The following is a 24753-nucleotide window of genomic DNA, read 5'->3' as shown; positions in this document are numbered from 1 at the left end:
AGATCAAACAGCATGTAACACCTACACAATGCCACCCACTCTATGCGAATTCTCTTTCAATTCGATCCATTGCTTCTTTTAATCTTTCGTCGGTTACCGTAAGTGATATCCTGATGTAACCTTCTCCGTACTTTCCGTATGCAGTACCAGCCGCAACAACGACAGCAGTCTTTTCAAACAGCTGGTTGGTAAATTCCAGCGAACTCAGTCCTCTTGGCGTTGGAACCCAGAGGTAAAATGTGCCCTTGGGTGGTTTAAAGGAAATACCGATGCGGCCTAAAGTCTTCAGGACCAGCTCCCGTCTTCGGGCATAGACAGCAAGCATGTTCTCAATATTTTCCGTTTCATTCTTGAGGGCATAGATGGCGGCATACTGGATCGGATTGAAAACGCCGGAATCGGTGTTCTCCTTAACTTTGCTTATTGCTGCTATGAGGTCAGGATTTCCCATTGCCATTCCGATTCTCCACCCGGTCATATTGTAAGGCTTGGACAGAGAGGTCAGTTCAACTCCCACGTCCTTTGCTCCCGCAGCCGAAAGGAAGCTCAACCTCTTCTGTCCGTCAAATATTATTTCGCTGTAAGGATTGTCATGACATACGGCGATATCATTCTTTCCTGCAAATTCCACTAAGCGGTCAAAGAAATCCTTCGTGGCGCAGGCGCCGGTGGGGTTGTTAGGATAATTCAAAAACATCCCGCTTGCCCTTTTAACAATATCGGCGGGGATATCTTCAAGGACCGGCAGATAGTCGTTTTCCTCCAGAATTGGCATAAGGTAGGGCTCCCCTCCGCCCATCAGAATGCTTGACCTGTAAGCAGGATAGCCGGGATCCGTCATCAGGACAATGTCTCCGGGATTTACCCTTGCCAGAACAAAGTGATGGCAGCCTTCCTTGGAACCGATGAGGCCTAAAATTTCATCATCGGGATTTAATGAAACGCCGTATCTCTCCAGATACCAGTTGGCAATCTCCTTCCTGAAGGAGATCATCCCTTTTTCCTCATCTGTCGGATAACGGTGATTTTCCGGGTCTTTTGCCCTTCGGCAGAGTTCATCAATGACGCCGTCAGGCGTTGGCTCTACAGGATCACCGATAGCGAGGCTTATTACATCCAGACCATCGGCCTTTGCCTTTGCTATTTTTTTCCTCAATTCCATAAAAAGATATGGTGGAATTCCGGATAGTCTCTCAGCTATCTGCAATGTAATCTTTCCCCTCCTTAACTCAAGTTTCCGGTTCCAAACTTGATGCTTTCGTAAAAAGTCTTTTTTGTCACCCAAAATCATGTCCTGGACTTGTTTCAGGATCATTCAGGGTCTCTAACTTATTGAAATGTTTAGATGCTGAAACAAGTTCAGCATGACAAATGGCACATTTTGAGACTTTTTACGAATACTTTAAACTTTAAACTCACTATTTCCACGCTTCTTCCCAGAGGTGGCCCTGATACACAACGCTGGTTCCGCCCTCCAGATAAACCTTTTCAAATCCATTGTCTGTCTTTTCAAAATATATCGTTAACGTTTCTCCGCTTTTTACCTGAACATCGACAGGAGATTCAACCCGGCCCTTCCAGGAAGATATCAATGCGGATGCCACGGCACCGGTACCGCAGGCCAGAGTCTCATCTTCAACGCCCCTTTCATAGGTTCTTATCCTGAGAGTATTTCTATCTATGACCCGTACAAAATTCGCGTTTGTCCCTTCAGGCTGATATACTTCGTGATAGCGGATCAGCGGGCCGTAGCCCCTGACATCGTATGAATCAAGGTCGTCAACGAAATGCACCACATGCGGAACACCTGTGTTTATGCTGTTTACTATATATGGACTGTTCTCGATGTTAAGGTTATAGTCGGTCTTCAAATCATGCGGTTCGGTCAATCTCAACTTGACCACGTTTCCTTTCACTTCGGCGTCGATGATTCCCGCAACGGTTTCGAAAGAGAGGGTTTCACTGGAAATACCTTTAATGACGGCAAAACGGGCAGCACATCTTCCTCCGTTCCCGCACATTTCTACCTCGCTGCCGTCGGCATTAAAAAAACGCCAGCGGAAATCGACCCTGTCGGAATTTTCTATAATGATCAATCCGTCCGCCCCCCCCGAGGTCTTCCTTTCACATACCTTTTTCACAAACTCTTTTAAGTTTCCTACGGAAAGAGAATCGTCTCTGTTGTCGATCAGGATAAAGTCATTTCCGCTTCCGCTCATTTTAAAAAATTCTATCATAATTAAAACCTGCTCGGAGTAGGGTCGGGTTTTATACCCGACCGCAAACGGTGGCATATAAAATACCACCCTACTTAAATAAACTCCATACGTTAACGTTTGAGGGCAAATCTGACCGGCAGGGCAACTACTCAAGTTGCCCCTGCCGGCGGGTTAGAGAAGCGGCAGATAACGCTCAATTTCGTAACGGCTTACATGAGTGCGGAATCTGTCCCATTCAACTCTTTTGTTTTCAATGAATTTGTTAAAGATATGATTTCCCAGAGCTTCTCTCACGAGTTCACTTTCAGATGCCAATGTCAGGGCCTGAACGAGACTGCCGGGTAGCGATGTAATGTTAGCTTTAGATCTGGCCTTTTCATCCATCTCATAAATATCTTCTTCAATAGGTTCTGGAAGCGGATACTTATTTTCGATTCCTTTCAATCCTGCTGCCAGCATAATCGCAAAGGCTAAATAGGGGTTACATGCCGGATCAGGAGAGCGAAGCTCGATACGCGTCGCTTTCTCCTTTCCGGGTTTATACATGGGGATTCGAACCAGAGCGGAACGATTGCGGCGTGCCCAGGATACATATACAGGCGCTTCATAACCGGGCACAAGTCGCTTATAAGAATTTACCCACTGGTTAGTAACAGCCGTAAATTCAGGAACATGCGTCAGAAGCCCCGCTATATAATGCTTTGCTTCCTTAGACAGATGATATTCATCATCCCCATCGAAAAAGGCATTCTTTTCTCCCTTGAACAAAGACTGGTGAACATGCATACCGCTGCCGTTTTCACCAAATATCGGTTTAGGCATAAAGGTGGCATAAACACCATTTTGCCGGGCAATTTCTTTCACAGTAGTGCGATATGTCATCACGGCATCGGCCATCTTTAAGGCTTCCATGTAGCGGAGGTCAATCTCGTGCTGACTGGGGGCCACTTCATGATGGCTGTATTCCACCTGAATGCCCATTTCCTGTAGCGCGAAGATAGTCTGTCGGCGAAGCTCGGTGCCGCGATCCATAGGCAAACCATCAAAGTATCCCGCCCGATCGAGGATATCGGGTGAGGTTTCACTTGCAAAGTAGAAATACTCAAGTTCCGGTCCCACATAGAAAGTATAGCCGAGATCACTCGCCTTCTTGAGCATACATTTTAAGACATAGCGGGGGTCACCCTCATAGGGAGTTCCATCAGGATTGAGGATATCACAGAACATGCGGGCAACCGGTCGATCACTTGGCCGCCAGGAAATTATCTGAAAAGTGACAGGATCAGGTTTGGCGATCATGTCGCTCTCCTCAATCCGGGCAAATCCTTGAATTGAAGAACCATCAAATCCCATACCTTCCGTCAATCCTTCTTCCAGTTCTGAAGGAGTAACACTGAATGTTTTGAGCATTCCCAGAACGTCCGTAAACCAGAACTGTATAAAACTGACGTCTTGCTCCTTGACAATCTTCAATACGTCTTCTTTTGTTCTGCATTCAAACATGCCGCAATCTCCTCATTTTTATTTTCATCGCCACCCGATAGCTATTTGTTAAATGCTTGTTTGTCAATATATTTTATTGCAGAGCGTGTCCGCTTTCCATTTTTAATTGCGTAACGGTTTTCCGGTTGTCAGCACATGCTTGATCCTGTCCTGAGTCTTGGATTCTCCACAGAGACTCACAAAGGCTTCCCTCTCCAGGTCGAGTATCTTCTGTTCCGTAACCGGCGTTCCCTCTCTATAATCACCGCCCGCAATAACCCCGGCAAGCTTCATCGCAACAAGGACATCGTAGTCGGAAATAAGATTTCCCTGCCTCATATTGTCCAGAGCAGCCCTGCAGGCACTACTGAACTGTTCTCCCATAACGAAAATCATCGCGGGCTCCGGTTTCTTATAGGATTTTGACAAACCGAGGGCAACCTCTTTCGCGTCCCGGATCTGGTAGTCCCGGTTAATGCTGACGGCATCTGTTTCTCTGATGTAACCCATCTCCATCGCCTCCGCGGCGCTGGTGGATACCTTGGCTGTGCCTATAGTTTCAAAAACCTTATTATAGGCAGCCGGAAGGGTTGATGCCGCTTCACTGACACCGGCCGGTATTCCTTCGGTACAGCGCACCATCAGTTCTTTCGTTCCACCTCCCGCAGGGATAACACCGGCCATCACTTCCACCAGTCCTATGTAAGTTTCCCCGCATGGCTGACATCGTGCCCCATGCATCGATATCTCGCACCCTCCGCCCAGCGCCATCCCCGCCGGAGCGGTCACTACCGGCTTTTCCAGGAATTTCATTCTCATGTTGGCATTTTGAAAAGCCTGGATCATACGGTCAATAGTGTTCCATTCCCCCCTCCCGATTATCTCAAGAAGCATAAAGAGATTGACCCCTACCGAGAAATTAGCGCCATGGTTCGCAACGACCATTCCGAGAAAGTCCTTCTCCACAATATCGCAACTGTCAAAGATCATCTGTATGACACTATCGTCTATCGTGTTCATCTTGGTATGAAATTCGAGACAGGCGACACCATCGCCAATATCCACAAGACTTGCGGAGGGATTTTCCCTGACGACCTTTTTTCTTTCTTTTAGAGAGGGCAGAAGGATTATCTTTGGATTAACTTTAAGTTTAACATAACCCATAGTCTTGAAATCGTAGTAATATCCGCCATCCTCCTTTTTGAGATAAAAAGATTCAAAGCCGGCTTCCACCATCCCGGCAATCTTTCCGGGAACGTCCAGTTTCAGATTGTCCATCACCTCCAAGGATTCCCTTAGACCTACGGCATCCCACTGTTCAAAGGGTCCCAGTTCGTGATTGTAACCCCATCTCATGGCGTTATCTGTCTCCACAATAGTATCGCAGATTTCGGGGATGCGGTTGGCCGCATAGATGAAATTTCTGCAGAGGTACTCACGGACAACATCGGCGGCGATGTCTGTCCCGTTGAACAGCGCCTTCAGCTTTGCCTCAGGCCCCCCTTTCATCTTCTTCGCTTCTGAAATCGAGGCAAATGCCGGTTTTTTAAGGGGAATGTATTCCATATTATTGTAATCAAGAACCAGTTTGACACTCTTTCCCTCCTCATCCTTCGTTCTTTTATAGAAACCTTGCCTCGTCTTGTTTCCCAGCCATTTTTTCTTCACCATTTTGTTCATCAGATCCTGCGGCACAAAGATACCTCTTATTTCATCGTCCGGCGCCGCTTCATAAAGATTGATCATCATCCTGCGAATCGTATCCAGGCCGATCAGGTCCAGGGTTCCAAATATTGACGAACCCGGCCTGCCCGCTTCCTTGCCGATTATGGCATCCAGCTCCTCTATCGTGAGACCCTTATCAAGCATAATCTTTGCCGCATTCGATAGATCGAATGTGCCGATGCGGTTGGCAATAAAACTGTTCACATCCTTGCAGATGACCACACTCTTTCCGAGAGCTTCCTCACAGAATGTCGTTATATAATCCACTACCCCTCTTTTCGTTTCCTCACCGGGGATAACTTCTACGAGTTTCATGTAACGGGGAGGATTAAAGAAATGAATCCCCAGAAAGTGCTCTTTCAGTCCTGTGCCGAAGTCAGCCGAGATATCTTTGATCGGCAAACCCGATGTATTCGTTGAAACGATGCACTCCGGTTTTACGATCTTTTCGATCTTTGCCAAAAGGTCCTTTTTCTTTTTCAGATTTTCAACAACCGCTTCAATGACCCAGTCTACATCAGACAGCCGGTTGAGGTCGTCCTGCAGGTTTCCGATCTCAATCAATGAAGCAGTCTTGCCGGAATAAAAACCGGGAGGTTTCGATTTCAATGCTCTCGCCAGGCTATCTGCCGCCCTGCGGTTTCGCCACTGCGGACTCTCCTCGGTCAAGCCATTTTTTCTGTCGTCATCGGTCAGTTGAGAAGGTATATTATTGAGCAACACACACTCAATCCCCGCATTCGCCAGGTGAGCGGCAATCCCGGTACCCATGACCCCCGCCCCCAAAACGGCAGCTTTCTTGATTTTATATGACATTCCCTTCCTCCCTGTTTATCGTTAATATAGTATCATTTTTCGCCTGTCCTGTTTTTCGATAGCCGCTTAAGAAACCCTGTAAAACCTTCAGACATCAAGGTCATCGAGCGGACTTAGCACACCCTGTCCACCCTGTTGCAGTACATGAGTGTATATCATGGTTGTGGCTACATCCTTGTGCCCTAATAATGCCTGTATAGTCCTGATATCGGTGCCGCGCTGAAGAAGATGAGTGGCGAAACTGTGCCGGAATGTGTGAGCGCTTACTCGTTTCGTCAGCCCTGTCTTACGTACAGCCGCCTTGATAGCCTTGTTTATAACACTGGGATCTACATGATGACGTCGTACTTTTCCGCTGCGCGGATCAATTGCAAGATTACGAGCGGGAAACACATACTGCCAATTCCATTCCTTTGCGGCATTTGGATATTTCCTTGCGAGAGCATTTGGCATGTAAACCTCCCCGTGCCCTTGATCCAGATCCCGGTTATGGATCACCCGCACTTTTGCAAGATGATTCTGAAGTAACGGAATGGCTGAGGTTGGGAAAGTCGTAATCCGATCTTTTGCGCCTTTGCCCGAACGTACAACGAGGCACTTGAGATCATAGTCTATATCTTGCACACGAAGGCGAACAGCTTCCATAATGCGTAGCCCGCTACCGTATAATAACTTAGCAACCAGTTGCGGGACACCCCCCATAAGAGCAATGATCTGAGCTACCTCTTCCCTGGTCATAACCACGGGGACATTGATCTTCCTGGATGCCCGGACCGCATTAATTTCCTGGTCAAGGGGTTGTTTCAGAACATGTTTGTACAGGAAAACCAGCGCATTCATAGCCTGATTCTGTGTGGATGGAGCCACGTTTTTATCCACTGCCAGGTGTGTCAGGAAAGCCTCGATCTTGGCTTCACCCTCTATTAGATCTTGCCGACTGGTCATACTGTGGTGCCGTATATAACGTTTAATCCAGTCACAATAAGTTCGTTCCGTATGGATCGAGTAGTGATGCAGCCGCATCACATCCCGCGCTTCATCAAGCAGTTTCCGGTTTTTAGATATTGACATATGATACTCCTGTCAATTAAAATACCATAACTGAAGATAATGGGGCAAGGCAAATATGCCCAAAAATGTCATCAATATCATTATATCAGGGCAAATTTGCCTGTTAATCAATGGTTATGTTTTCAATACATTTATCTCAATAGGAGAAAGAATGATGTACCAAAAAATAACTGCCGAAATACAAGACAAATTTTATCAACAGAATTTTCCAAATGATGGTCAACGATTTGTTGCATGGTATCTGCGTAATATCCATTTGAGGGACATGAATGAAACCAAGGATGATATGACAGATGGGGCTGATGACAAGCAAATTGATGCAATATTCATTGATGATAATCAGCAATCAATTTTTGTCCTGCAAGGCAATTTTATTGGTAACGGATCAGTTGATGCTGAGCCTTTGCGTGAAGTATTGTCTTCATGGGTACAATTGCGAGATTTAGTTAGACTTCAAGAGGTCGGCAACACTAAATTAAAGAGAAAGTTGTCTGAAGTAGCAAGAGCTTTGGAAGATGAATACGAGATTGAATTTGAACTGGTTACAACAGGTGCACTAACTGATGCTGCGAAAACCGACTTAGGCACATTTCAAGCACAGCTTGTTGATCTGAGTGAAAATAACGATTTTTTTGCGACGATTAAAGTCGTTGACAATAATGAATTAAAGAGAAGGTATGATATAGCTCTTGAAAAAGATAATCCAACTATTAATCACAATGTAGATTTATCAAATAGCAAGGCCATGGAAATTGAAATAGCTGGAAATAAAGTGGTAGTCGCAACTCTGCCATTAAGAGAATGTATAAGAATGCCAGGTATAAAAGATGGAACATTATTTCAAAAAAACGTTAGACAGAGCTTAGGGATGAGTAACAGAGTAAATAAAGGGATAAAAAGCACTATATATTCACCACAGCATAAGGATTTCTTTTTTTATCATAATGGCATCACAGCAATTTGCAACAAATTATCGTTGAACAATAGTGAGCTAAAACTCCATGGTTTGAGTGTTGTAAATGGATGTCAATCATTAACCACAATATTGAATTGTAGCGAAAAAGTTAAACAACTGGATGAAACATATATTCTATTTCGTTTCTATGAGATACCCCAAAGGGAAAGAGGCGATAAAATAAGCGTAAATACCAATTCACAAAGTGCTGTAAAACCGAGAGACCTCAGAAGTAATGATAAAAGAGTTTTAAATATTAAGAAATCTTATGAACAGAAATATCCTAACGGGTATTTTGTTAGCAAACGCGGTGAGGTCTCCCCAGCGTCTAAAGACAAAGACTATGTATTGGATTTGCTTAATATGGGCAAGTATCTCATTTCGTGGCACTCCCAAAGACCAAACATCGCCTATAGTGAAACAAAGATTTTTGACAAGTATTTTGATCAGCTTTTTAAAAAGGATTATTCTCCAGAAAAGGCACAGGCTTTAAATTTCTGGATGAAAAAAGTTTGGGAAAAATGGAACAAAGATAATCCGTTGGGCCTAAATGAAAGTTTGCTCGCTATGCGTGCTTATGCCCCATATCACCACCTTTATGCGATTTCAGTATGTTTTGGAGTTTCAAACTCCATGCCTATGGAAAGTGTTCCAGATCCAAACCTGGCGATGAATAGAGCGATTGAAGACAGCTTGGCTGATCAGATCGTAGACTTAGCAGGTAGGTCTTTAAGTTTTGCTTTAGAATCTGCGGCAAATGAACCACAGCCATCAAATCGGGTTTTTAGCCCGCAAAACTGGATAAAAACTAAAACATGCTTGGCTGGAATACGCGCTGCGGTAAGCCAGAGCTTGAATATGTTACCTATGATGAATGCTGAGATTGCCAATAAGATAAAACTGGGGCTTAAAATGGAACGTGAACACTTTGAGGCAAGATGGACAGCAGACTGAAAAACATAACAATGGTATTAACTCGGATTTGAAAAAGCTGACGCTTTTTCAAACCGGTTATACCAAGCGTTATATGAATTCCACTAATAAAGGAGTAGCGTGAAAAAATGAATAATCTAAACGAGGCTTTAGTACCGATAGTAGAAAAAATAAAGAAATTTCGTTCTCTTTATGAGCAGAACGAGATGGCGGTGAGGGACCAAATAATAAATCCTATTTTGCGGAATCTCGGATGGGATCCTGAAAACCCCGAGGAAGTACAGCCTAATGTATCCACAGAAGAAGGTGTGCCAGACTACTCCTTGATTAAGAACGGAAAGAAAATCCTCTTCGTTGAAGCAAAAAAGTTGGATGTTGACATTGAACAAAAAGAAGTCGTCCGCCAATTAGCAAAGTATTCTTTTGGCGAGGGCACAAAATACGGTGTATTGACCAACGGCGCAATATGGGTGCTGATTAGGTCATTCGAAGAGGGAACCACTTTAACTGAGCGAATCATTTGGAAAACAGACATAGAAAATGAAGAACTGCCAGCGGTACTCAGAAAGATATCTACAATCTCAAAAACCAACATCGAATATATAGAAGTTTTAGTGAAGAAATCTCAAATATTAGATGAAATATGGCAATCTCTCTTGGATGAGCCTGAAGAGATGATAAAGGGGCTCATGCCAGTAGTTAAATCGATTATCACGCAAGGTTATCTAGACTATCAGTTTGAAGACACAGAAATTGAGGATTTGTTGAAAGAAAGGGTTAAGGAAATAATTTCAGGTGAATTTGGGGAGAAAACTTCCTCTGATACATCCATGGAATCAATACCATTTCGAGGTGAAAGGCCACGAAAGATGAAACTAAAAGGTGAAGTCTTTGAACTCCGCAATTCTTATGAAATTTTAGTCACCACTGCTAACTGGCTCGTAAAGAACGGCAAGCTAAAACCCTCTGACTGTCCAGTAGTAATTGGACGAGGTAAAAGAAACCTTATCAATAAGGAACCGAAGCAAAAGTATGGTGATGATTTTCGTGCTCCCAAAAAACTTTCAAATGGGCTATGGATAGACGCACATAATAACACTGCTGGTTTAATAAACTCTGCTAAACGGCTATTAGAAAAATTTGGAGTTTCATCCGATATACTGACAATTGAGTAATTAAGATGGAGAGAATTCATATAACCTATAAGGATTGAGTCGATCCGCGAGGCGGTCGAACTCAATCCATTGTTCAATAAATATGAAACATGGGGGACACCTCCCCTATTTTACTAAAGAATTTTTGTTGAATGATTGCAAAAATCCGAGAAGGGCAAAACGTTCGCCTCGCCTGCGGCGTGGCGAACGCCGAGTTCAGCTACACTCTCCGATTTGACGCGCCGCAAGCGGCGCGAACAAATCGTTCGAGCGGAAATCCCGCTCTGCGGGACTCCGCCCCTTGATTGACGCGAAAGGAAAGTAAAAATACTTTCCTTTCACGCCAAGTCGGGGTTCCGCTCAACTCGGCGTTAGCTGTAAAAATTAATAGATTTTGGAGTCAAACATGTTTTTTTGGAATCACAGGGTTATCCATAGATATCATGAGGAAAATGATACTCATACATATCATATTCACGAAGTATATTATGATGAAAATGGATCAATTGAAGGATGGACTGAATCAGCAATGGAACCATTTGGAGAAACACCTTCCGAACTTCGTGAGGACATCAGGCATTTTATAAAGGCCTTTCAAAAACCAATATTAATAGCGAAGATAATGGATGGTAAAGAAATCCTGGTCCCGGATGAAGAGGCTCCAGAAATAAATCAAGGCCATTATTCTGAATTCTTGGATCGATCATGGGTGGCCATAGATTATATTTACCAATTTCTTGGATGCCATCCATTACTGAGAAAGGAAAAAAGACTTCAGGATATATATTTTAAAGCAGAAAGCGCTCTATCTGATTTATATCAGGAGGCTGGAAAACTCGAACATGAATCAGAACAAAACCGCAGCTAACAAGGCGGTTGCCTAAAATACCTCTTGACTGCTTGGCCTGGAATGGCTATACTTGGGATATACACAAGGAGGTGGTTACATGCATACGAAGATTCAAAAATGGGGTAATAGTCAGGGACTACGTCTTGCCAAGAACGTGCTAGAAGATGCTCGCCTTGGAGTTGGGGACGAGGTGGAGGTTGCGGTACGAGACGGTATCATCGTTATCGCGCCAATCAGGAAAATCCGCGGACGGTACCGTCTCGAGGACCTCGTGGCGCAAATTCCCGAAGACTACCACACCAGCGAAGTCGATTGGGGGGAGCCGGTCGGTAAGGAGGCATGGTAGATGGCGGTCTATATCCCCAGACAAGGCGACATTATTGCCATCACTTTCGATCCCCAGTCCGGTTACGAACAGAAAGGGCGTCGGCCTGCTCTGGTTGTGAGCAAGGACTTGTTCAACCGTAGCACTGGCTTGGCCATTGTGTGTCCCCTAACGAACACAGAACGCGGGTTTCCCTTCCACGTACCTGTTCCGGAAAATAGTAGCCTGACGGGGTTCATCATGGTTGAGCAGGTCAAGTCAGTCGACTTCCGTACTCGTCAAGCGAAGCGCATCGAACGTGCCTCAGATGAACTGCTGGCAAACGTGCTATCGATATTAGATGCCTGCATCTACTAACCGGTCAATTCAAAGGGGTCAGGTCTTGCTTTTTGCCATCATGTATGATACCTGTTGTTCATGGCACGGCCGATACGCATAGAATACGAAGGTGGTTTTTATCATATAACCTCCCGGGGAAATGCCCGGCAGGATATCTTTGCAGATACTGAAGACTACCGGACGTTTCTCATGATCCTTGCCGATGTGGTTGAACGTTATCGCTGGATTGTCCATGCGTACTGCCTCATGGGCAACCATTATCACCTCCTGGTGGAAACTCCCCAGGCTAATCTATCCCAGGGCATGCGCCAGCTCAATGGCGTTTACACCCAGAAGTATAACAGGCGTCACGATCGTGTAGGCCATCTCTTCCAGGGCCGCTATAAAGCATTTGTCGTCGAAAAGGATGCCTACCTTCTCGAACTCAGCCGATATATTGCGTTGAATCCTGTACGGGCGGGACTGGTTCATTCACCGGAAGAATGGTCTTGGTCGTCATACGGTGCAACGGCTGGTATGAGACAACGAGAATCGGTTCTCCACACAGACTGGCTCCTAGCTTTATTCTCCCCTTCGAAGGTTCATGCCCGTGAACGGTACATTTCCTTTGTGAAGGAGGGATCGGATAGTGAAAGTCCTTTGAAAGAAGCCAGAGGCGGGCTGATATTAGGGCGAGGAGAATTTATTGAAAAAGTCCAAAAGTTAATTGATGAGTCGGAAACGGATGAGGCTGTGCGAATGGAGAAGTATGCCGCACGTCCCTCCCTTACGGAGATATTCGAGGGCACGCAAAGAAACGAAGGAATCTACGATGCTGTGTACCGTTGGGGATATAAATTGAAGGATGTTGGCAACCACATTGGACTTCATTATTCACGGGTCAGTAAAATCGCCGCAAGGGTGGCAAAAAGCAAGACCTGACCCCCGATTTCTTACCCGAACGTTCCGAACTCCTTCAGCAGCGCTCTGGCCTGCTCGTCCATCAGGTCGAATTTTTCCAGAGTTTCAGGCAAAGGAATCCCGTCGGACGAGAACCCTTTTTCCTTATATACGGCATCACAAAGGCGTTGGTAATCCTGTATTCTAATTTCCATCAGAAGCTTATGCCTTTCGTTCGGATCATCCGGCATCTTCTCCTTACCGAGACGTTCCTGCAGCCATTCATCGTAATATTCGGTTCGAGATTCATGCTCGTTAGAATACACGGGGCCCATGGCTCTTAACGGAATCTGATCGCTTGAGCGGGTTCCCTTTCCCTGGCGGAGATTGATCATCTTCTGCAGTAATAACAGCCGTTCTGAATCGTCCAGTATATCCTGCAGGGTTTTGCTGCTGCCCGTTGTCGAGTTGAGATATTTGACATAATATTCCAGCGTGGGAAAGTTCTTTGCGGGGGCTTCCGTACTTGCCGCATCGGGATGACGCACGTCGATCCACGGAAGCTTGCACAGCCCTGTGGCATTGAACCATGTGCGGATCTGGGGGAACCACCGGAGCGCATTGGCTTTAAGTTCAAAAGTCGGAAGCTCTTTGTTGACCTGGTCGATAAAGATCAGCCATGCCTCATCATGCTGCGGTCCTTTCAGGGCAAAGCCGTACCCGCCCTGCTGGGCGAGTGACTCTTTGGTGATGTACATCGAAAATTCAAGCCCTTTAACCTCCATTCCGAATTTGTTCAACTCCTCCATCACATCATCTTTGGATACGTCTTTTCCGGCTGAATATTTTTCAGCAACCCATCTCTTGCCCCTTGCTACCCCCTGGCCGACAATCTTACCAAAACCTTCTCCGTCGGCGATTTCATGCAGTAGGCGGTCTGCGGCGTCTATGTTACCGAATGTCAGGTCATAACCGATATCAGCTGTACTCAGAAAGCCGCGCTGGACACACTCCATAAAGAACGATATTGTCACACCTGTGGAGATTGTATCGAGGCCGTATTCATCACAATACCAGTTATATTCCATAATATAATGGGGATCAAAGATACCCATACAGGAAACAGACCCTACGGTTTCATACTCAGGGCCGTCAATACAGACCTTTCGTCCTGCCTCCGGCCCCCTTGTCAGCTCAACGTCTTCAGCAGTCTTGGCACATGCCAGATTACAGCCGTAATAGCACCCGTCTTGCATCTTTTTACTGAAATACTTGTCGAGAAAGACATATGAAAAGATCTTTTTAGACTCCGGACTCTGCCCGTATTGATAATTATTAATCGGGAAAATGTGAAACTTATCCATATACTCGGAAAGGCCGGTGGTGCCCCATGCGGATAAACGGAGCTGTTCCGGGTCGTACTGCCTTAAAACTTTTTTTAATGCGGAACCTGCCTCGCGTACGCCTTCAGGATCTATTGCATTGTTGCCATTCGCTTTTGAAAGACCGGAGCGGGCAATAATTCCCCTCAGACCTTTGAACCGCATGACTGTTCCAGTGCCGCCTCTGCCGGCCTGCTTGGAGCGGATGCGTTTACGCTTCAGGTCGAAAAAGAGGCTGTTAATGATACCAAACCTGGCATTGCACGCGCCTTTCCCCGCGGTTACCGCAGCTATATCGTTGCTGAACTCTCCACTGTTAACGTCTTTTAGAAGGGCTTCGCCAAAGGAGAGGGCACCTTCATCTGTTTTTTTATCGTAGGCTGGCGCGGCGGCGATGCTGATGGTTCCGGCATCTCCATCAACAATAATGACAACATCCTCTCCGGAAATTCCAGAGACGGCCATTGCGTCAAAACCGGCAAGTTTTAGCAACGGCGCAAAGTGACCACCGATATTTGAATCTATGAATGTATCTGTAAGGGGCGAGATAGTGCCAAAGACAAATTTGCCGGTGCCCGGGAAACCGGGTTCGTTGCCCAGCGGGCCGCTGGCCATGACGAGAATATTTTCCGGGCTGTCATAACGGGTCTCCCTGCTTGTTTCATCCCAGATTAGCTTTATGGCATATCCTCGGCCGCCGACATATTTATTCTTAAATTCCGGCTCCAGTTCCACAATGGTAATATCCTGTGTGCCGAGATCCACTTTCAGTATCCGGTCAGTATATCCGCCTGTAACTATGGCAGGCTTATAGTTGATCTGCTGCAGTATTTTCATGTTCTACCTCTCTAACATTAATATGTTCATCAGTTAATTCAAACAGTTAAAGATACACAGTCTTATTGACCGTTGACTATGCATTAAAGCCGATTTAGTGTCAACAAAATTGTGGAGGGGTAGGGCAGAAGTGATTACCCTTGACATATCCCTTCTAATTACTCATAATACTTACAAAAAAGTGGAACGAGGACTGAGATGCTTAGAGTGGGATTTTTTCAGTTTGACCCTAAGTTTGGGGAAGTGGCGGTTAATCTTTCGAAGGTAGTGTCTGCTTTGCGCGGCGCCGAAGCAGATATCATTGTTTTACCCGAACTTGCGTTCACCGGATACTTCTTTGAGGATCGTTCAGAACTTGCTTCACTGGCAGAAGATCCTGCTAAGTCTCCAACTGTTTCCAGCCTGATTGCATTATGTCGCGACCATGATTTCTTTTTGGTTACCGGATTTGCCGAAAAAAGCGCTGACAAGATATTCAACAGCGCCCTGGTCATTGGGGGTGATGGCATTCTCCATACTTACCGAAAGTTACATCTCTTCAACACAGAAAAAGAGTATTTTGATCCTGGCGACACTCCCCTCGATACGATTGAATTGCGCGGTGTAAAAATTGGCGTAATGATCTGTTTCGATTGGACATTCCCCGAGGTTGCCCGGGTACTTACCCTGCAAGGTGCTGATCTTCTGTGTCATCCATCTAATTTGGTTCTTTCATACTGCCAGCAGGCCATGCTCACCCGCTGCCTGGAAAATTTTGTTTTCGCTGTCACGGCAAACCGCTTTGGTTCGGAAATTCGTCCGAGGGGCACTTTGACTTTTACCGGTCAAAGCCAATTGGTGGGGCCGAAGGGCGAATTGGTTTATCGCGCGAAGCCCGAGGAAGAGGAACTTTTCATAGCTGAGATCGACGTGAGCAAGGCCCGGGATAAATCAATAACTCAGAAGAACAATTTGCCTGAGGACCGGCGTCCCGAATACTACAAAAGAATCGCATCTTGAACTGAAAATTAGAGACTCTCGAACAATTCATCAAGTATGATGCATTCGTAAAAAGTCATAAACTGCACCATTTGTCATGCTGAACTTGTTTCAGCATCTAATTATTTCAGCAAGTTAGAGACCCTGAAATAAATTCAGGGTGACAAAAAAAGACTTTTTACGAGACCATCAAGTATAATAGTTGAAAAGTTATTGATAATAGGAAATAGGCAAATTTGCCGGAAAACTCATCTAATACAAACTTATCAGGGCAACTCGGCATTGTCTTTTTGAAGGGTTTGCATAATACCCATAACTGCTATGACATGAAAGGAGGTGATTTAAGGTAAAATTAAAACTGACGTAATTGAACAAATAGATTTCAGACGAGTAACCAAAAATGCCAAAAGACAGAATTTAAAGAATAACTAAAGAAAGGAGGAAAATCATGCCCGATAGAGTTTACAAGATTATTGAATTGATAGGAACAAGTGATGTTTCCTGGGAGGAAGCTGCCAAACATGCGGTGGAGACTGCCAGCGAGAGTCTTCAAGATTTGAGAATCGCAGAGGTTAGTCAGCTTGACATGAGAGTTGAGAAAGGTAAAGTGGTCGAATACCGTGCCAAGGTAAATCTTTCCTTTAAATATGAACCTGGCTCTTAATGATTTAAGTGCGGTTGCGGCTGACTGAGCTATGTAGTCAGCCGCAACTATCAAGGGGTTATGTCTGCTCTTGATTCATTTAAGTATAAGGGGTCTATAAGATGCGACCCCGAGACTCCTATGACATTATGACGTTAAATGAGCTTTTTGACATACTCGATTTAAACAAAGATGGTGAACTTTCAAGATCGGAGCTTCACATTGCCGCGAAACGATTGGGGTGGCACTGGTACGAGGCCCCCATTTTCGCCGTTTTTGATCTCCTTACCATTCTGAAACCTGTCCAAAAGATTGAATTCGTTGTTTTTATGAGGGAGATTACAGAAGATCCTCTTGGCCCGTACGGCAAAGTTCTTCTCAATGCGCCGCATTTTTCGTCTCCGATTGGATCAAAGAACGTTCTGCCTTCGACACAGAAGCACGGAGAGGGCAGTAACACCTTAAAAAAACGGCAAGGGGCAACACCGAATGAGAATATGTATGACAACGGGGTTTCACTTTTAGAAGATACCGCCGGTACCAATGTGGCAAATGATTATCAGAGGCTTTTGAACAGTCTTGAGAGATTTCACATTTCAGTTGATGATGCTGCCGTGCTGCTCATCGACCCGCAACAGTCCTTTACAAGCGGCGCCTGGATGCAGTCTATCGGGTCTCAAGCTGAAGTTGAGGTTAAACCGATTCACCTTGCATTCAATAATTGCGCTCAATTTTTAAATGAAAACTATCGTTACATTGAAACTATGTTCAGCAGATGCCCGTTTCCGCCTGATAGTTACGGCTGGGATGATCGACTGACAGGAATAATCGACAACAGACAGCTTTACTTCATAAAACCTGGAAACAGCATTCTGTTTCCATCGACGAATGGGTTCCGGCAATGGGTTACACGCTCTATCAATGACGGCAGAAAAACCTTGGTTATGGGGGGATGCACTCTGAACAGTTGTCTTAGAGTATCTTCAATTGAGACACAAGATCTTTTTAATGACCAGAAACTTCGAGTGGTTGTCGATTTGAATTTATCTGGAGCGCGTACGAGGAATTTCATTCGTTCTTCAATGTATGGCGGATTGTCCGCTGTTGAGTATGCTGTTCGCGAAATGACAGCGGCAGGTGTCACGGTGGTACGGCGTGTAGAATGGAAATAAATCGATTGAGCCGTCTCATGTTTATGGGGGAGAAGAGAGTGACCGGGAGCGCACCCGCAAGCCTCGCCCTGTGGGCGGGGAGACTCACATTACAATAGGTGTTCTAGCTATGGATCATAGGGTTGCAGAAAAGTATTCACGTGTTGCAAAGCGCTATGACATGTCCGAATACCCGTTTGAACGGTTGCTATTTCGGGAACTGAGAACTGAAGCGATTTCGTATGCCCGAAAGAACACGTTGGAAGTCGGGGTTGGAACAGGCAAAAATTTCCCGTACTACGCCTCTGACATAGAACTTACCGCGATCGATTTTAGCCCGGGGATGCTGAAAATCGCTCAAGAAAAAAAGAAAAATACCCATGTCAAATCCCTGCGATTGCATGAGATGGATGTCGAACACCTTACCTTTGATAAGGACTCGTTTGATACTGTCGTCAGCACCTTTGTCTTCTGTACCGTTCCTGATCCGATTGCCGGCTTGAAAGAAATTCGTCGTGTCTTGAAACCTTCTGGAACAGCGATTTTTCTCGAACATATGAAAAGCCGCCACCGTGTGGCGAATCTCTTTCTCTACTCCATGAATATCTTTTCGACACGTCTTCTTGGAACATCGATGGTGCGTGAAACGCAGCGCAACATTGAATCGGCAGGTTTCACCGTGGAATCTGCTCATAATAAATTTCTGGACGTTATTCGGCTTATTATTGCCAGAAAACGATTGTGATGAACAATCTATGATCTTCAGAAGGAGAAAGCAATGGAGTCATTAAACAAGTATGGAAGTAACGTGATAATTTCTGCGGTAATATTTACTTTTATTTTTGTTTGTCCGTTTTGCATCTCTGAGATCCGTGCCGGCGATGAGGCAGCGATCATTGAACTGTGGGACTGTGTCAAGCCACCCGCACCGGTTGAATTGAAAGCCGTCAAACTTAACCCGAAGGAAACAGCCTTCTTAATTTTGGACATAGAGGAACTGACATGCAATTCCAAAAGAAGACCACGGTGTATTGCCTCTGTCCCTAAAATCAAGAAATTTTTAGGTCAGGTCCGGGATAAACGAGTTGCTGTTGTGTACAGTCTTACAAGGAATGCCGAACGAGAAACCATTTTGCCCGGTGTAAAACCCGTGGGGAATGAGCCGATCGTCAAATCAAGCGTCGATAAATTCTTTAACACCGATTTGGAAAACATTTTGCGTGAAAGGGGAATTAAAACGGTAGTTATCGCCGGTACGACGGCCGAAGGCGCTGTATTGCACACTGCAACCGGTGCCGCCATGCGAGGCTTACAGGTTATTGTCCCGATTGACGGGATGTCTGCCGGTACTCTTTATGCTGAACAATATACTGCCTGGCATCTTGTAAACGCACCGGGGTCCAGGCGGAGGACAACGCTGACCAGATTCGACATGATAGAGTTCTAAATTTATCATTTAACGTGGTGAAAAAAGGTAAAGAAGAATAAAGAGGAAGAAATATGCAGGCACGTGCATTGCTCATGGAAGAGCACCGCCTTATCGAACGCATAATCGTGCTCATCCAGCAGGCGTTGAACCAGATCAAAGCAACCGATGAAATCGATCTTTCCTTATAAAAATACGACTTTTTGACGGATACACCTGTCCATGATTGAAAAAATCTGCTGGAGATGGCGAAAGGATATCATTAGGATTACTATGAGTGGTGCCGGAAAACGATGTTATCGGTAAAGTTTCAGCAGCGGGGCGGGCTGCCGTCCTTTTTGTTTATATCGATTGGAGGTATTAAAAATGAGTGCATCATCTGCAAACTGTAAAACCATTGTACTTTATACTCTGTATGTTCTCTGTTTTTGTTTTTTCATTTCGGTCGTTTCAGTAACTTCTGTCGGTGCCCAGGCGAATTATCCCGAAACTATTTCGGCTTTGCGTACCGCCTACCAGAATGAAATGACAGCCTTTCATGCCTACATCGCTTATGCCGAAAAGGCAGAATCGGAAGGTTATCCGAATATCGCTCAACTGTTTATGGCCATTGCAAATTCCGAGTCCATCCATGCCCGCAATTTCAAGAGGATCTTGACTGAATTAAAGGTCGATGTAAAAGAGATGCCGCCACCGAAGCTCACAGTATTAACTACTAAGGAAAACCTCAAATACCTGACAGAAAAAGAGATCAAGGAAATTGATCAAACGTACCCCTCACTGATTGAACGAATCAAACCGGAAAAACATGAAGCCGCCATTCATAATATGTCGTGGGCATGGAAATCAGAAGAACAGCATCGAGATCTTCTTAAGAAAATTCATTCGGGTACCGGGATGCTTTTTAGGGCCATGGCAAAAATAATAGAGATAACCCCTATGCGCTCCTTTGTTTGTCAGGTTTGTGGGTCAACGATTCTTAAGTTACCCACCAAGGCATGCCCTATCTGCGGGAACCCGGTTTCAAACTATAAAAAAATCGGCAAGTAAAGACTCATTTATAAAAAGGGGTCTTCTCCAATTTAGTTGGAGAAGAGGGGCCAAGGATTCAAGGGGTCAAGGATTCAAGGGTTTGTTTTCTAAAGACTTTATCAGCGCTTTTAACATTCTTTCGCTTTCTGCTATGTCTTTTTTTAATTTACCCAATACACCTTTTTCAATTAAATCCAAATCCCCTGCTGATAATATTTGCGTTTCCAGTTCGCAAACAGAACCATAAAATATATAAAGCATCCTAATGTAATCCAGGGTTGTCTTTTTTTCTTTCACTCGAATCCTTGACCCCTTGACCCCTTGACCCCTCTGGTATTAATTATAGATAACGCACTTATTTTGCCTTAATTAACTTCAACTAATCGGGAGATGATCCATAAAAAGGAATATGTTTGTTTTATGTTGCGCCCCTTACCCCGCCTACAAGGCGGGGCTTGCGGGTGCGTTCCCGGTTGGGATACAGGTCGTTTCGAAAAGTGGTTGACAAGTAAACCTGTTCGATGTCATCGTGGCTTTTCTGTTACTGTTGCCGTGAATGCATGAGAAACGGGAGGGCAACAAATAAGTGCTTGCAAAATAAGCGTTTACCGGTAGTTCGCCGCGGCAGGACATCCGGGATAGTAGGACGCGGGGAGAGATGGAAAGCGAGCCTACGCTATTTACAACAGGATAATAAAATGTTCTTTTTCTTCGTCTTCACCATCTGGGCGGCAGTGTTAACACATATCTTCTACCGAACGAAGGTGCTGCTTGACCTTCGATGGCAGGTTATTGCAGTGTTCGGCATGGCGCTCTACCTCGTGGGGTTCGCTTATGTTCCCACTCGAGTAATGATTGCCAAGAACATAGCCGAAGATTTAGCTCCAGTACTGGAATACACGGCTGTGTTGTTCATCGGCATCGCAGCGATCCTGTGGACGCTACTGTTCGTTTTCGAGATAGTAGCAGCAACTGTATGGCTGGCAACACGTTGGCGTATTCGGAACGCTTCGTTGCGAACGCGGCGTACGATGGCGGCAGTATTATGGAGCGTGGCAGTGGTGCTCAGCGTGATAGGATGCACGATAGCATCCTCTACTCCGTCGGTAACCAGGTTACAGGTTACGGTTCCCGGTGCGGAGGCGAAGAGATTTGTATTGATCTCCGATTCTCATCTTGGTGCAAGTTCCTCCGAGAAACAGTGGCGCCGAACCCTGAAGGCGGCACGTGAACTGGGACCGGATGCGGTCTTGATTCCGGGGGATTTGGTCGATGATCACAGCCGTCACACCGAACCACAGGTAGCATTAATTCGTGAGTTTTTCCCTGGAATGCCGGTTTATATTACGACCGGCAACCACGAGTTCTACTCCGGGGTGAATCAATTCAAAAAACTTTGTGAGCGGCTGCAGTTCCGGCTGCTGCGCCAGGAGGTTGAAACACTTTCTCCGGGGCTTTCAATTGCGGGTGTTGACGACAAGCATTTTGTTCCGGCACATACGGCAGTCGAAGAAATCCTGCCTAAGATCAAGGGAGCAGTACTATTCTTAACGCATCGTCCGGAGGTTGCACATTTTCTGCATAACCGGCCGATGACGCTGGCGTTAGCGGGACACACGCACGGCGGTCAGAGCCTGCCGATGGTTTTTCTCGTGGGACTTGGGAATGGTGGGTTTAAGGCGGGCTACTACAAGGTCGGCGAGGCACACCTGTATGTGTCGAAGGGGACCGGTGTATGGGGACCGCCAATGCGGTTGCTTGCGTCGCCTGAACTCGTACTGATTGAAGTACGACCGGGCCTGCGATTCGAAGTGAAATGTAGCTCTATGTGAGGTTCCCTGGACCCCTGGCAGGTTCGGAAAGGTAGCAATAAAGAAAAGTATTATATATAATATGCCATTATCTGCATATTGCAGATTAAGGCGACACACGCTGCACGCCGCCTCAACGGGGAGGCAAAAAATGAAAAAGCTGCTCACCATATTTATTTATCAGAGCGGTACTGACACATTGCTGGTTATGTTCCTTCTGGTGGAGACGCTATGCTGTAAAAAATCGGTATAGAGGATCGATGATGATAGATCCCGAAATGGCAAAAAAGATAGATTCAGTTCTTGAAAGGGTGAAAGATCCGGAAAGCGGTCTCTCCGTTGCCAGGCTGGGAATAGTGCAGAAAGTCCGCTACAACGAAGAAAAGAAGGAAATGTATATTTTTACCGATTTTCTCAGCCACCGGCCCAAGTGTCTTACCTGCGCGGGCATCGCTATGGCTATCATGTCCACCATCCGGACAAGCCTTGAAGGGGAATTCAAAAAAGAGTTTCCCCACCTTGTCATCAAATTTGTCTGAGGTATAATTGATAGAAATGATAAAGGTACTACCCCAAGATAATCTAAGATAGTAAGAGGTGCTTTATGAAAATCTTTATTTGGCGGCACAGTAAGAGATTCTCCAGTTGGTCTATGTTCGATGAACCCCACGTTTACAAAGATAACTATATCGAGGCAGAAGTTATAATACTGGCGAATTCCAAAGACGAAGCCCTGGAATTGCTGAAAAACGATGATAAGTGGGATATTGGAGAATTAAAGAGAATAGAGCCTAAGGTTGTTTTATTGGACCAGCCTGCTGTAGTTGATCAACTTATTGATTTTATATAGAAAGCAAAGAAGAAAGGGGAGGATGCTATGCCGTACGTAAATATTAAGATAACGGATGAAGGAGTTACACAAAAGCAGAAAGCTCAGCTTATTGAAGGAGCAACCAGGTTACTTTCGGATATCTTGGGAAAAAATCCTCAAACTACAGTAGTTGTCATTGATGAAGTCAAAACTGATAATTGGGGGATTGGCGGGGAAACTGTTACAGCAAGGCGACAGCGAGGGTAGCGATATCTTTATGTTGTGGTACTGAAAGGAGTGTCTTTAGATGAAACTTCAAGAAAATATTAAGGAGATGTTTCCGGAAGAGAAAGATATACCAGCCGACTTTAATTTTGAAACACCTTATGATCAAACGGAATATCTGATCAATGGAGACTTGCGTTACTGGGATGGCCCGATGCGGGAAGTTTTTTCTCCGGTTTGCATTAAAACGTCGTCAGGACTATCCCGGAAATTGATAGGCCGATACCCGCTTTTGACGGAAGAGATAGCGGAGGAAGCGCTTGATTCTGCAGTAAAAGCTTACGATAACGGAAGAGGGCTCTGGCCTACAATGTCCACAGGAGAAAGAATCCGGCACATTGAAGAATTTGCATACCGGATGAAGCAAAAGAAAGCCGAGATTGTTAACCTGTTGATGTGGGAGATTGGGAAATCTTACAAGGATTCTGAAAAGGAATTTGACAGAACGGTTGACTACATACGGGATACTGTAGATGCATTAAAGGATTTGGATCGCACTTCCTCCAGGTTTCAAATTGAACAGGGAATTGTTGCACAGATCCGCAGAGCCCCCATGGGCGTTGTCCTGTGTATGGGGCCTTTTAATTATCCCCTGAATGAAACCTTCACCACGTTTATTCCCGCTCTAATAATGGGGAATACGGTAATTTTTAAACCTCCAAAATTAGGAGTATTGCTTCATCGGCCGCTGCTGGAGGCATTTAAGGAATCGTTTCCAAAGGGGGTTGTAAACACTGTTTATGGTGATGCCCGCAGAGTTATTGCTCCATTGATGTCTTCCGGGAAAATAAATGTTTTAGCTTTTATTGGGACAAGCAAGGTGGCAGATATATTAAAAAAACAGCATCCAAAACCTCACCGGCTGCGTTGCGTTCTCGGATTGGAGGCAAAAAATGCAGGTATCATTCTCCCGGATGCTGATTTGGAATTGGCCGTCAAGGAGTGTATTTCAGGAAGCCTTTCATATAATGGACAGCGTTGTACTGCGCTTAAAATATTATTTGTGCATTCCGGGTTGGTAGATTCGTTTCTTGATAGATTTACAGAAGAGATTGGCAAATTAAAATTCGGTATGCCATGGGAAGATAACGTTAATATAACGCCTCTGCCGGAATCCGATAAGCCGAAATATTTAACGGAACTGATTGAAGATGCCACCCGTTTAGGAGCCAGGGTCGTTAATGAAGGGGGCGGCACTGTAAATGAATCATTTTTTTATCCGGCGGTTTTGTATCCTGTCAATCCTGAGATGAGAGTTTGCTGGGAAGAGCAATTTGGACCGGTTATTCCTGTTCTTCCTTTTGATGATATTGAGGAGCCGATAAAGTATATTATTGACTCAAATTATGGACAGCAGGTGAGCATTTTCGGCAGGGATCACGAAACGATAGCACACCTTATCGATCCCCTGGTCAATCAGGTATGCAGAGTCAATATTAACAGCCAGTGTCAACGAGGCCCTGACACGTTTCCGTTCACGGGAAGAAAAGATTCCGCTGAAGGCACTCTTTCTGTGTCGGATGCATTGCGGGTATTTTCAATCAGGACATTAGTAGCAGCAAAGGGAGTGGATATTAACCGGGAAATCATTACACGTATTGTACGGGAACATAAATCCAACTTCCTTTCAACCGATTTTATCTTTTGAT

24 protein-coding genes are annotated in these 24753 nt (G+C 45.2%); 17 read left to right on the top strand and 7 right to left on the bottom strand.

Features of this window, described 5'->3' with window-relative positions:
* Window positions 1-40: 40 nt before the first annotated feature.
* From Q7J27_08460 to Q7J27_08440, 5 genes are all read right to left on the bottom strand, one after another.
* On the bottom strand, window positions 41-1315 hold the full coding sequence (locus Q7J27_08460; GenBank protein MDO9529178.1) for an LL-diaminopimelate aminotransferase: 1275 nt from the start codon (window positions 1313-1315) through the stop codon (window positions 41-43).
* Between the two features lie 103 nt (window positions 1316-1418).
* On the bottom strand, window positions 1419-2237 hold the full coding sequence (dapF, locus tag Q7J27_08455) for a diaminopimelate epimerase (protein ID MDO9529177.1): 819 nt from the start codon (window positions 2235-2237) through the stop codon (window positions 1419-1421).
* Between the two features lie 153 nt (window positions 2238-2390).
* Window positions 2391-3722, bottom strand: a complete 1332-nt coding sequence (locus Q7J27_08450; GenBank protein MDO9529176.1) for a glutamine synthetase family protein — start codon at window positions 3720-3722, stop codon at window positions 2391-2393.
* 102 nt (window positions 3723-3824) lie between these two features.
* Window positions 3825-6242, bottom strand: coding sequence for a 3-hydroxyacyl-CoA dehydrogenase/enoyl-CoA hydratase family protein (locus Q7J27_08445; GenBank protein ID MDO9529175.1), 2418 nt, complete (start codon window positions 6240-6242; stop codon window positions 3825-3827).
* Between the two features lie 87 nt (window positions 6243-6329).
* The gene (locus Q7J27_08440; GenBank protein ID MDO9529174.1) at window positions 6330-7313 is read right to left on the bottom strand and encodes an integron integrase; all 984 of its coding nucleotides are present in this window, start codon (window positions 7311-7313) and stop codon (window positions 6330-6332) included.
* Between the two features lie 151 nt (window positions 7314-7464).
* On the opposite strand from Q7J27_08440, the gene Q7J27_08435 reads away from it, so the two are divergent.
* The 6 genes from Q7J27_08435 to Q7J27_08410 all read left to right on the top strand — a co-directional run bounded on the left by Q7J27_08435 (window position 7465) and on the right by Q7J27_08410 (window position 12790).
* Window positions 7465-9222 carry an AIPR family protein gene (locus Q7J27_08435; protein MDO9529173.1) on the top strand — a complete coding sequence of 586 codons (1758 nt, stop codon included), beginning with the start codon at window positions 7465-7467 and terminating at the stop codon, window positions 9220-9222.
* 107 nt (window positions 9223-9329) lie between these two features.
* A complete protein-coding gene (locus tag Q7J27_08430; GenBank protein MDO9529172.1) occupies window positions 9330-10376 on the top strand; it encodes a type I restriction enzyme HsdR N-terminal domain-containing protein in 1047 nt (348 codons plus the stop codon).
* 385 nt (window positions 10377-10761) lie between these two features.
* Window positions 10762-11223, top strand: coding sequence for a hypothetical protein (locus Q7J27_08425; GenBank protein ID MDO9529171.1), 462 nt, complete (start codon window positions 10762-10764; stop codon window positions 11221-11223).
* Between the two features lie 79 nt (window positions 11224-11302).
* Window positions 11303-11551 carry an AbrB/MazE/SpoVT family DNA-binding domain-containing protein gene (locus tag Q7J27_08420; GenBank protein MDO9529170.1) on the top strand — a complete coding sequence of 83 codons (249 nt, stop codon included), beginning with the start codon at window positions 11303-11305 and terminating at the stop codon, window positions 11549-11551.
* Entirely contained in the window at window positions 11552-11887 is a 336-nt protein-coding gene (locus Q7J27_08415) for a type II toxin-antitoxin system PemK/MazF family toxin (GenBank protein ID MDO9529169.1), read from the top strand.
* A gap of 60 nt (window positions 11888-11947) precedes the next feature.
* A complete protein-coding gene (locus Q7J27_08410) occupies window positions 11948-12790 on the top strand; it encodes a transposase (protein ID MDO9529168.1) in 843 nt (280 codons plus the stop codon).
* An 11-nt stretch (window positions 12791-12801) separates the two neighbouring features.
* Here the strand turns inward: Q7J27_08410 and Q7J27_08405 are convergent, their stop codons facing one another.
* A complete protein-coding gene (locus Q7J27_08405; GenBank protein ID MDO9529167.1) occupies window positions 12802-14967 on the bottom strand; it encodes an aldehyde ferredoxin oxidoreductase C-terminal domain-containing protein in 2166 nt (721 codons plus the stop codon).
* Between the two features lie 198 nt (window positions 14968-15165).
* On the opposite strand from Q7J27_08405, the gene Q7J27_08400 reads away from it, so the two are divergent.
* The 6 genes from Q7J27_08400 (at window position 15166) to Q7J27_08375 (ending at window position 20215) form a co-directional block, all read left to right on the top strand.
* Window positions 15166-15966 carry a nitrilase-related carbon-nitrogen hydrolase gene (locus tag Q7J27_08400; protein ID MDO9529166.1) on the top strand — a complete coding sequence of 267 codons (801 nt, stop codon included), beginning with the start codon at window positions 15166-15168 and terminating at the stop codon, window positions 15964-15966.
* A gap of 427 nt (window positions 15967-16393) precedes the next feature.
* Window positions 16394-16609, top strand: a complete 216-nt coding sequence (locus Q7J27_08395) for a dodecin family protein (protein ID MDO9529165.1) — start codon at window positions 16394-16396, stop codon at window positions 16607-16609.
* A gap of 101 nt (window positions 16610-16710) precedes the next feature.
* Window positions 16711-17760 (top strand): hypothetical protein, encoded by a 1050-nt coding sequence (locus Q7J27_08390; protein MDO9529164.1) that lies wholly within the window; start codon window positions 16711-16713, stop codon window positions 17758-17760.
* Window positions 17761-17869: 109 nt separating this feature from the next.
* Window positions 17870-18484: a methyltransferase domain-containing protein gene (locus Q7J27_08385; protein ID MDO9529163.1), complete on the top strand. Its 615-nt coding sequence runs from the start codon at window positions 17870-17872 to the stop codon at window positions 18482-18484.
* 33 nt (window positions 18485-18517) lie between these two features.
* A complete protein-coding gene (locus tag Q7J27_08380; GenBank protein MDO9529162.1) occupies window positions 18518-19186 on the top strand; it encodes a cysteine hydrolase in 669 nt (222 codons plus the stop codon).
* Between the two features lie 345 nt (window positions 19187-19531).
* Window positions 19532-20215: a rubrerythrin family protein gene (locus Q7J27_08375; protein MDO9529161.1), complete on the top strand. Its 684-nt coding sequence runs from the start codon at window positions 19532-19534 to the stop codon at window positions 20213-20215.
* 66 nt (window positions 20216-20281) lie between these two features.
* On the opposite strand, the gene Q7J27_08370 is transcribed toward Q7J27_08375, so the two are convergent.
* A complete protein-coding gene (locus Q7J27_08370) occupies window positions 20282-20494 on the bottom strand; it encodes a four helix bundle protein (GenBank protein MDO9529160.1) in 213 nt (70 codons plus the stop codon).
* 734 nt (window positions 20495-21228) lie between these two features.
* On the opposite strand from Q7J27_08370, the gene Q7J27_08365 reads away from it, so the two are divergent.
* From Q7J27_08365 to Q7J27_08345, 5 genes are all read left to right on the top strand, one after another.
* The gene (locus tag Q7J27_08365; GenBank protein MDO9529159.1) at window positions 21229-22029 is read left to right on the top strand and encodes a metallophosphoesterase; all 801 of its coding nucleotides are present in this window, start codon (window positions 21229-21231) and stop codon (window positions 22027-22029) included.
* 239 nt (window positions 22030-22268) lie between these two features.
* On the top strand, window positions 22269-22547 hold the full coding sequence (locus Q7J27_08360; GenBank protein MDO9529158.1) for an iron-sulfur cluster assembly protein: 279 nt from the start codon (window positions 22269-22271) through the stop codon (window positions 22545-22547).
* Between the two features lie 65 nt (window positions 22548-22612).
* Complete coding sequence (locus Q7J27_08355; protein ID MDO9529157.1) at window positions 22613-22858, top strand: hypothetical protein; 246 nt, start codon at window positions 22613-22615, stop codon at window positions 22856-22858.
* Window positions 22859-22885: 27 nt separating this feature from the next.
* On the top strand, window positions 22886-23086 hold the full coding sequence (locus tag Q7J27_08350; protein MDO9529156.1) for a 4-oxalocrotonate tautomerase family protein: 201 nt from the start codon (window positions 22886-22888) through the stop codon (window positions 23084-23086).
* A gap of 40 nt (window positions 23087-23126) precedes the next feature.
* The gene (locus tag Q7J27_08345) at window positions 23127-24752 is read left to right on the top strand and encodes an NADP-dependent glyceraldehyde-3-phosphate dehydrogenase (protein ID MDO9529155.1); all 1626 of its coding nucleotides are present in this window, start codon (window positions 23127-23129) and stop codon (window positions 24750-24752) included.
* Window position 24753 lies beyond the last annotated feature (1 nt).

Source organism: Syntrophales bacterium, assembly GCA_030655775.1.
Classification (GTDB): domain Bacteria; phylum Desulfobacterota; class Syntrophia; order Syntrophales; family JADFWA01; genus JAUSPI01.
Note: the sequence above shows the minus strand (reverse complement) of the source record. Positions and strands in the feature narration are given on the sequence as shown.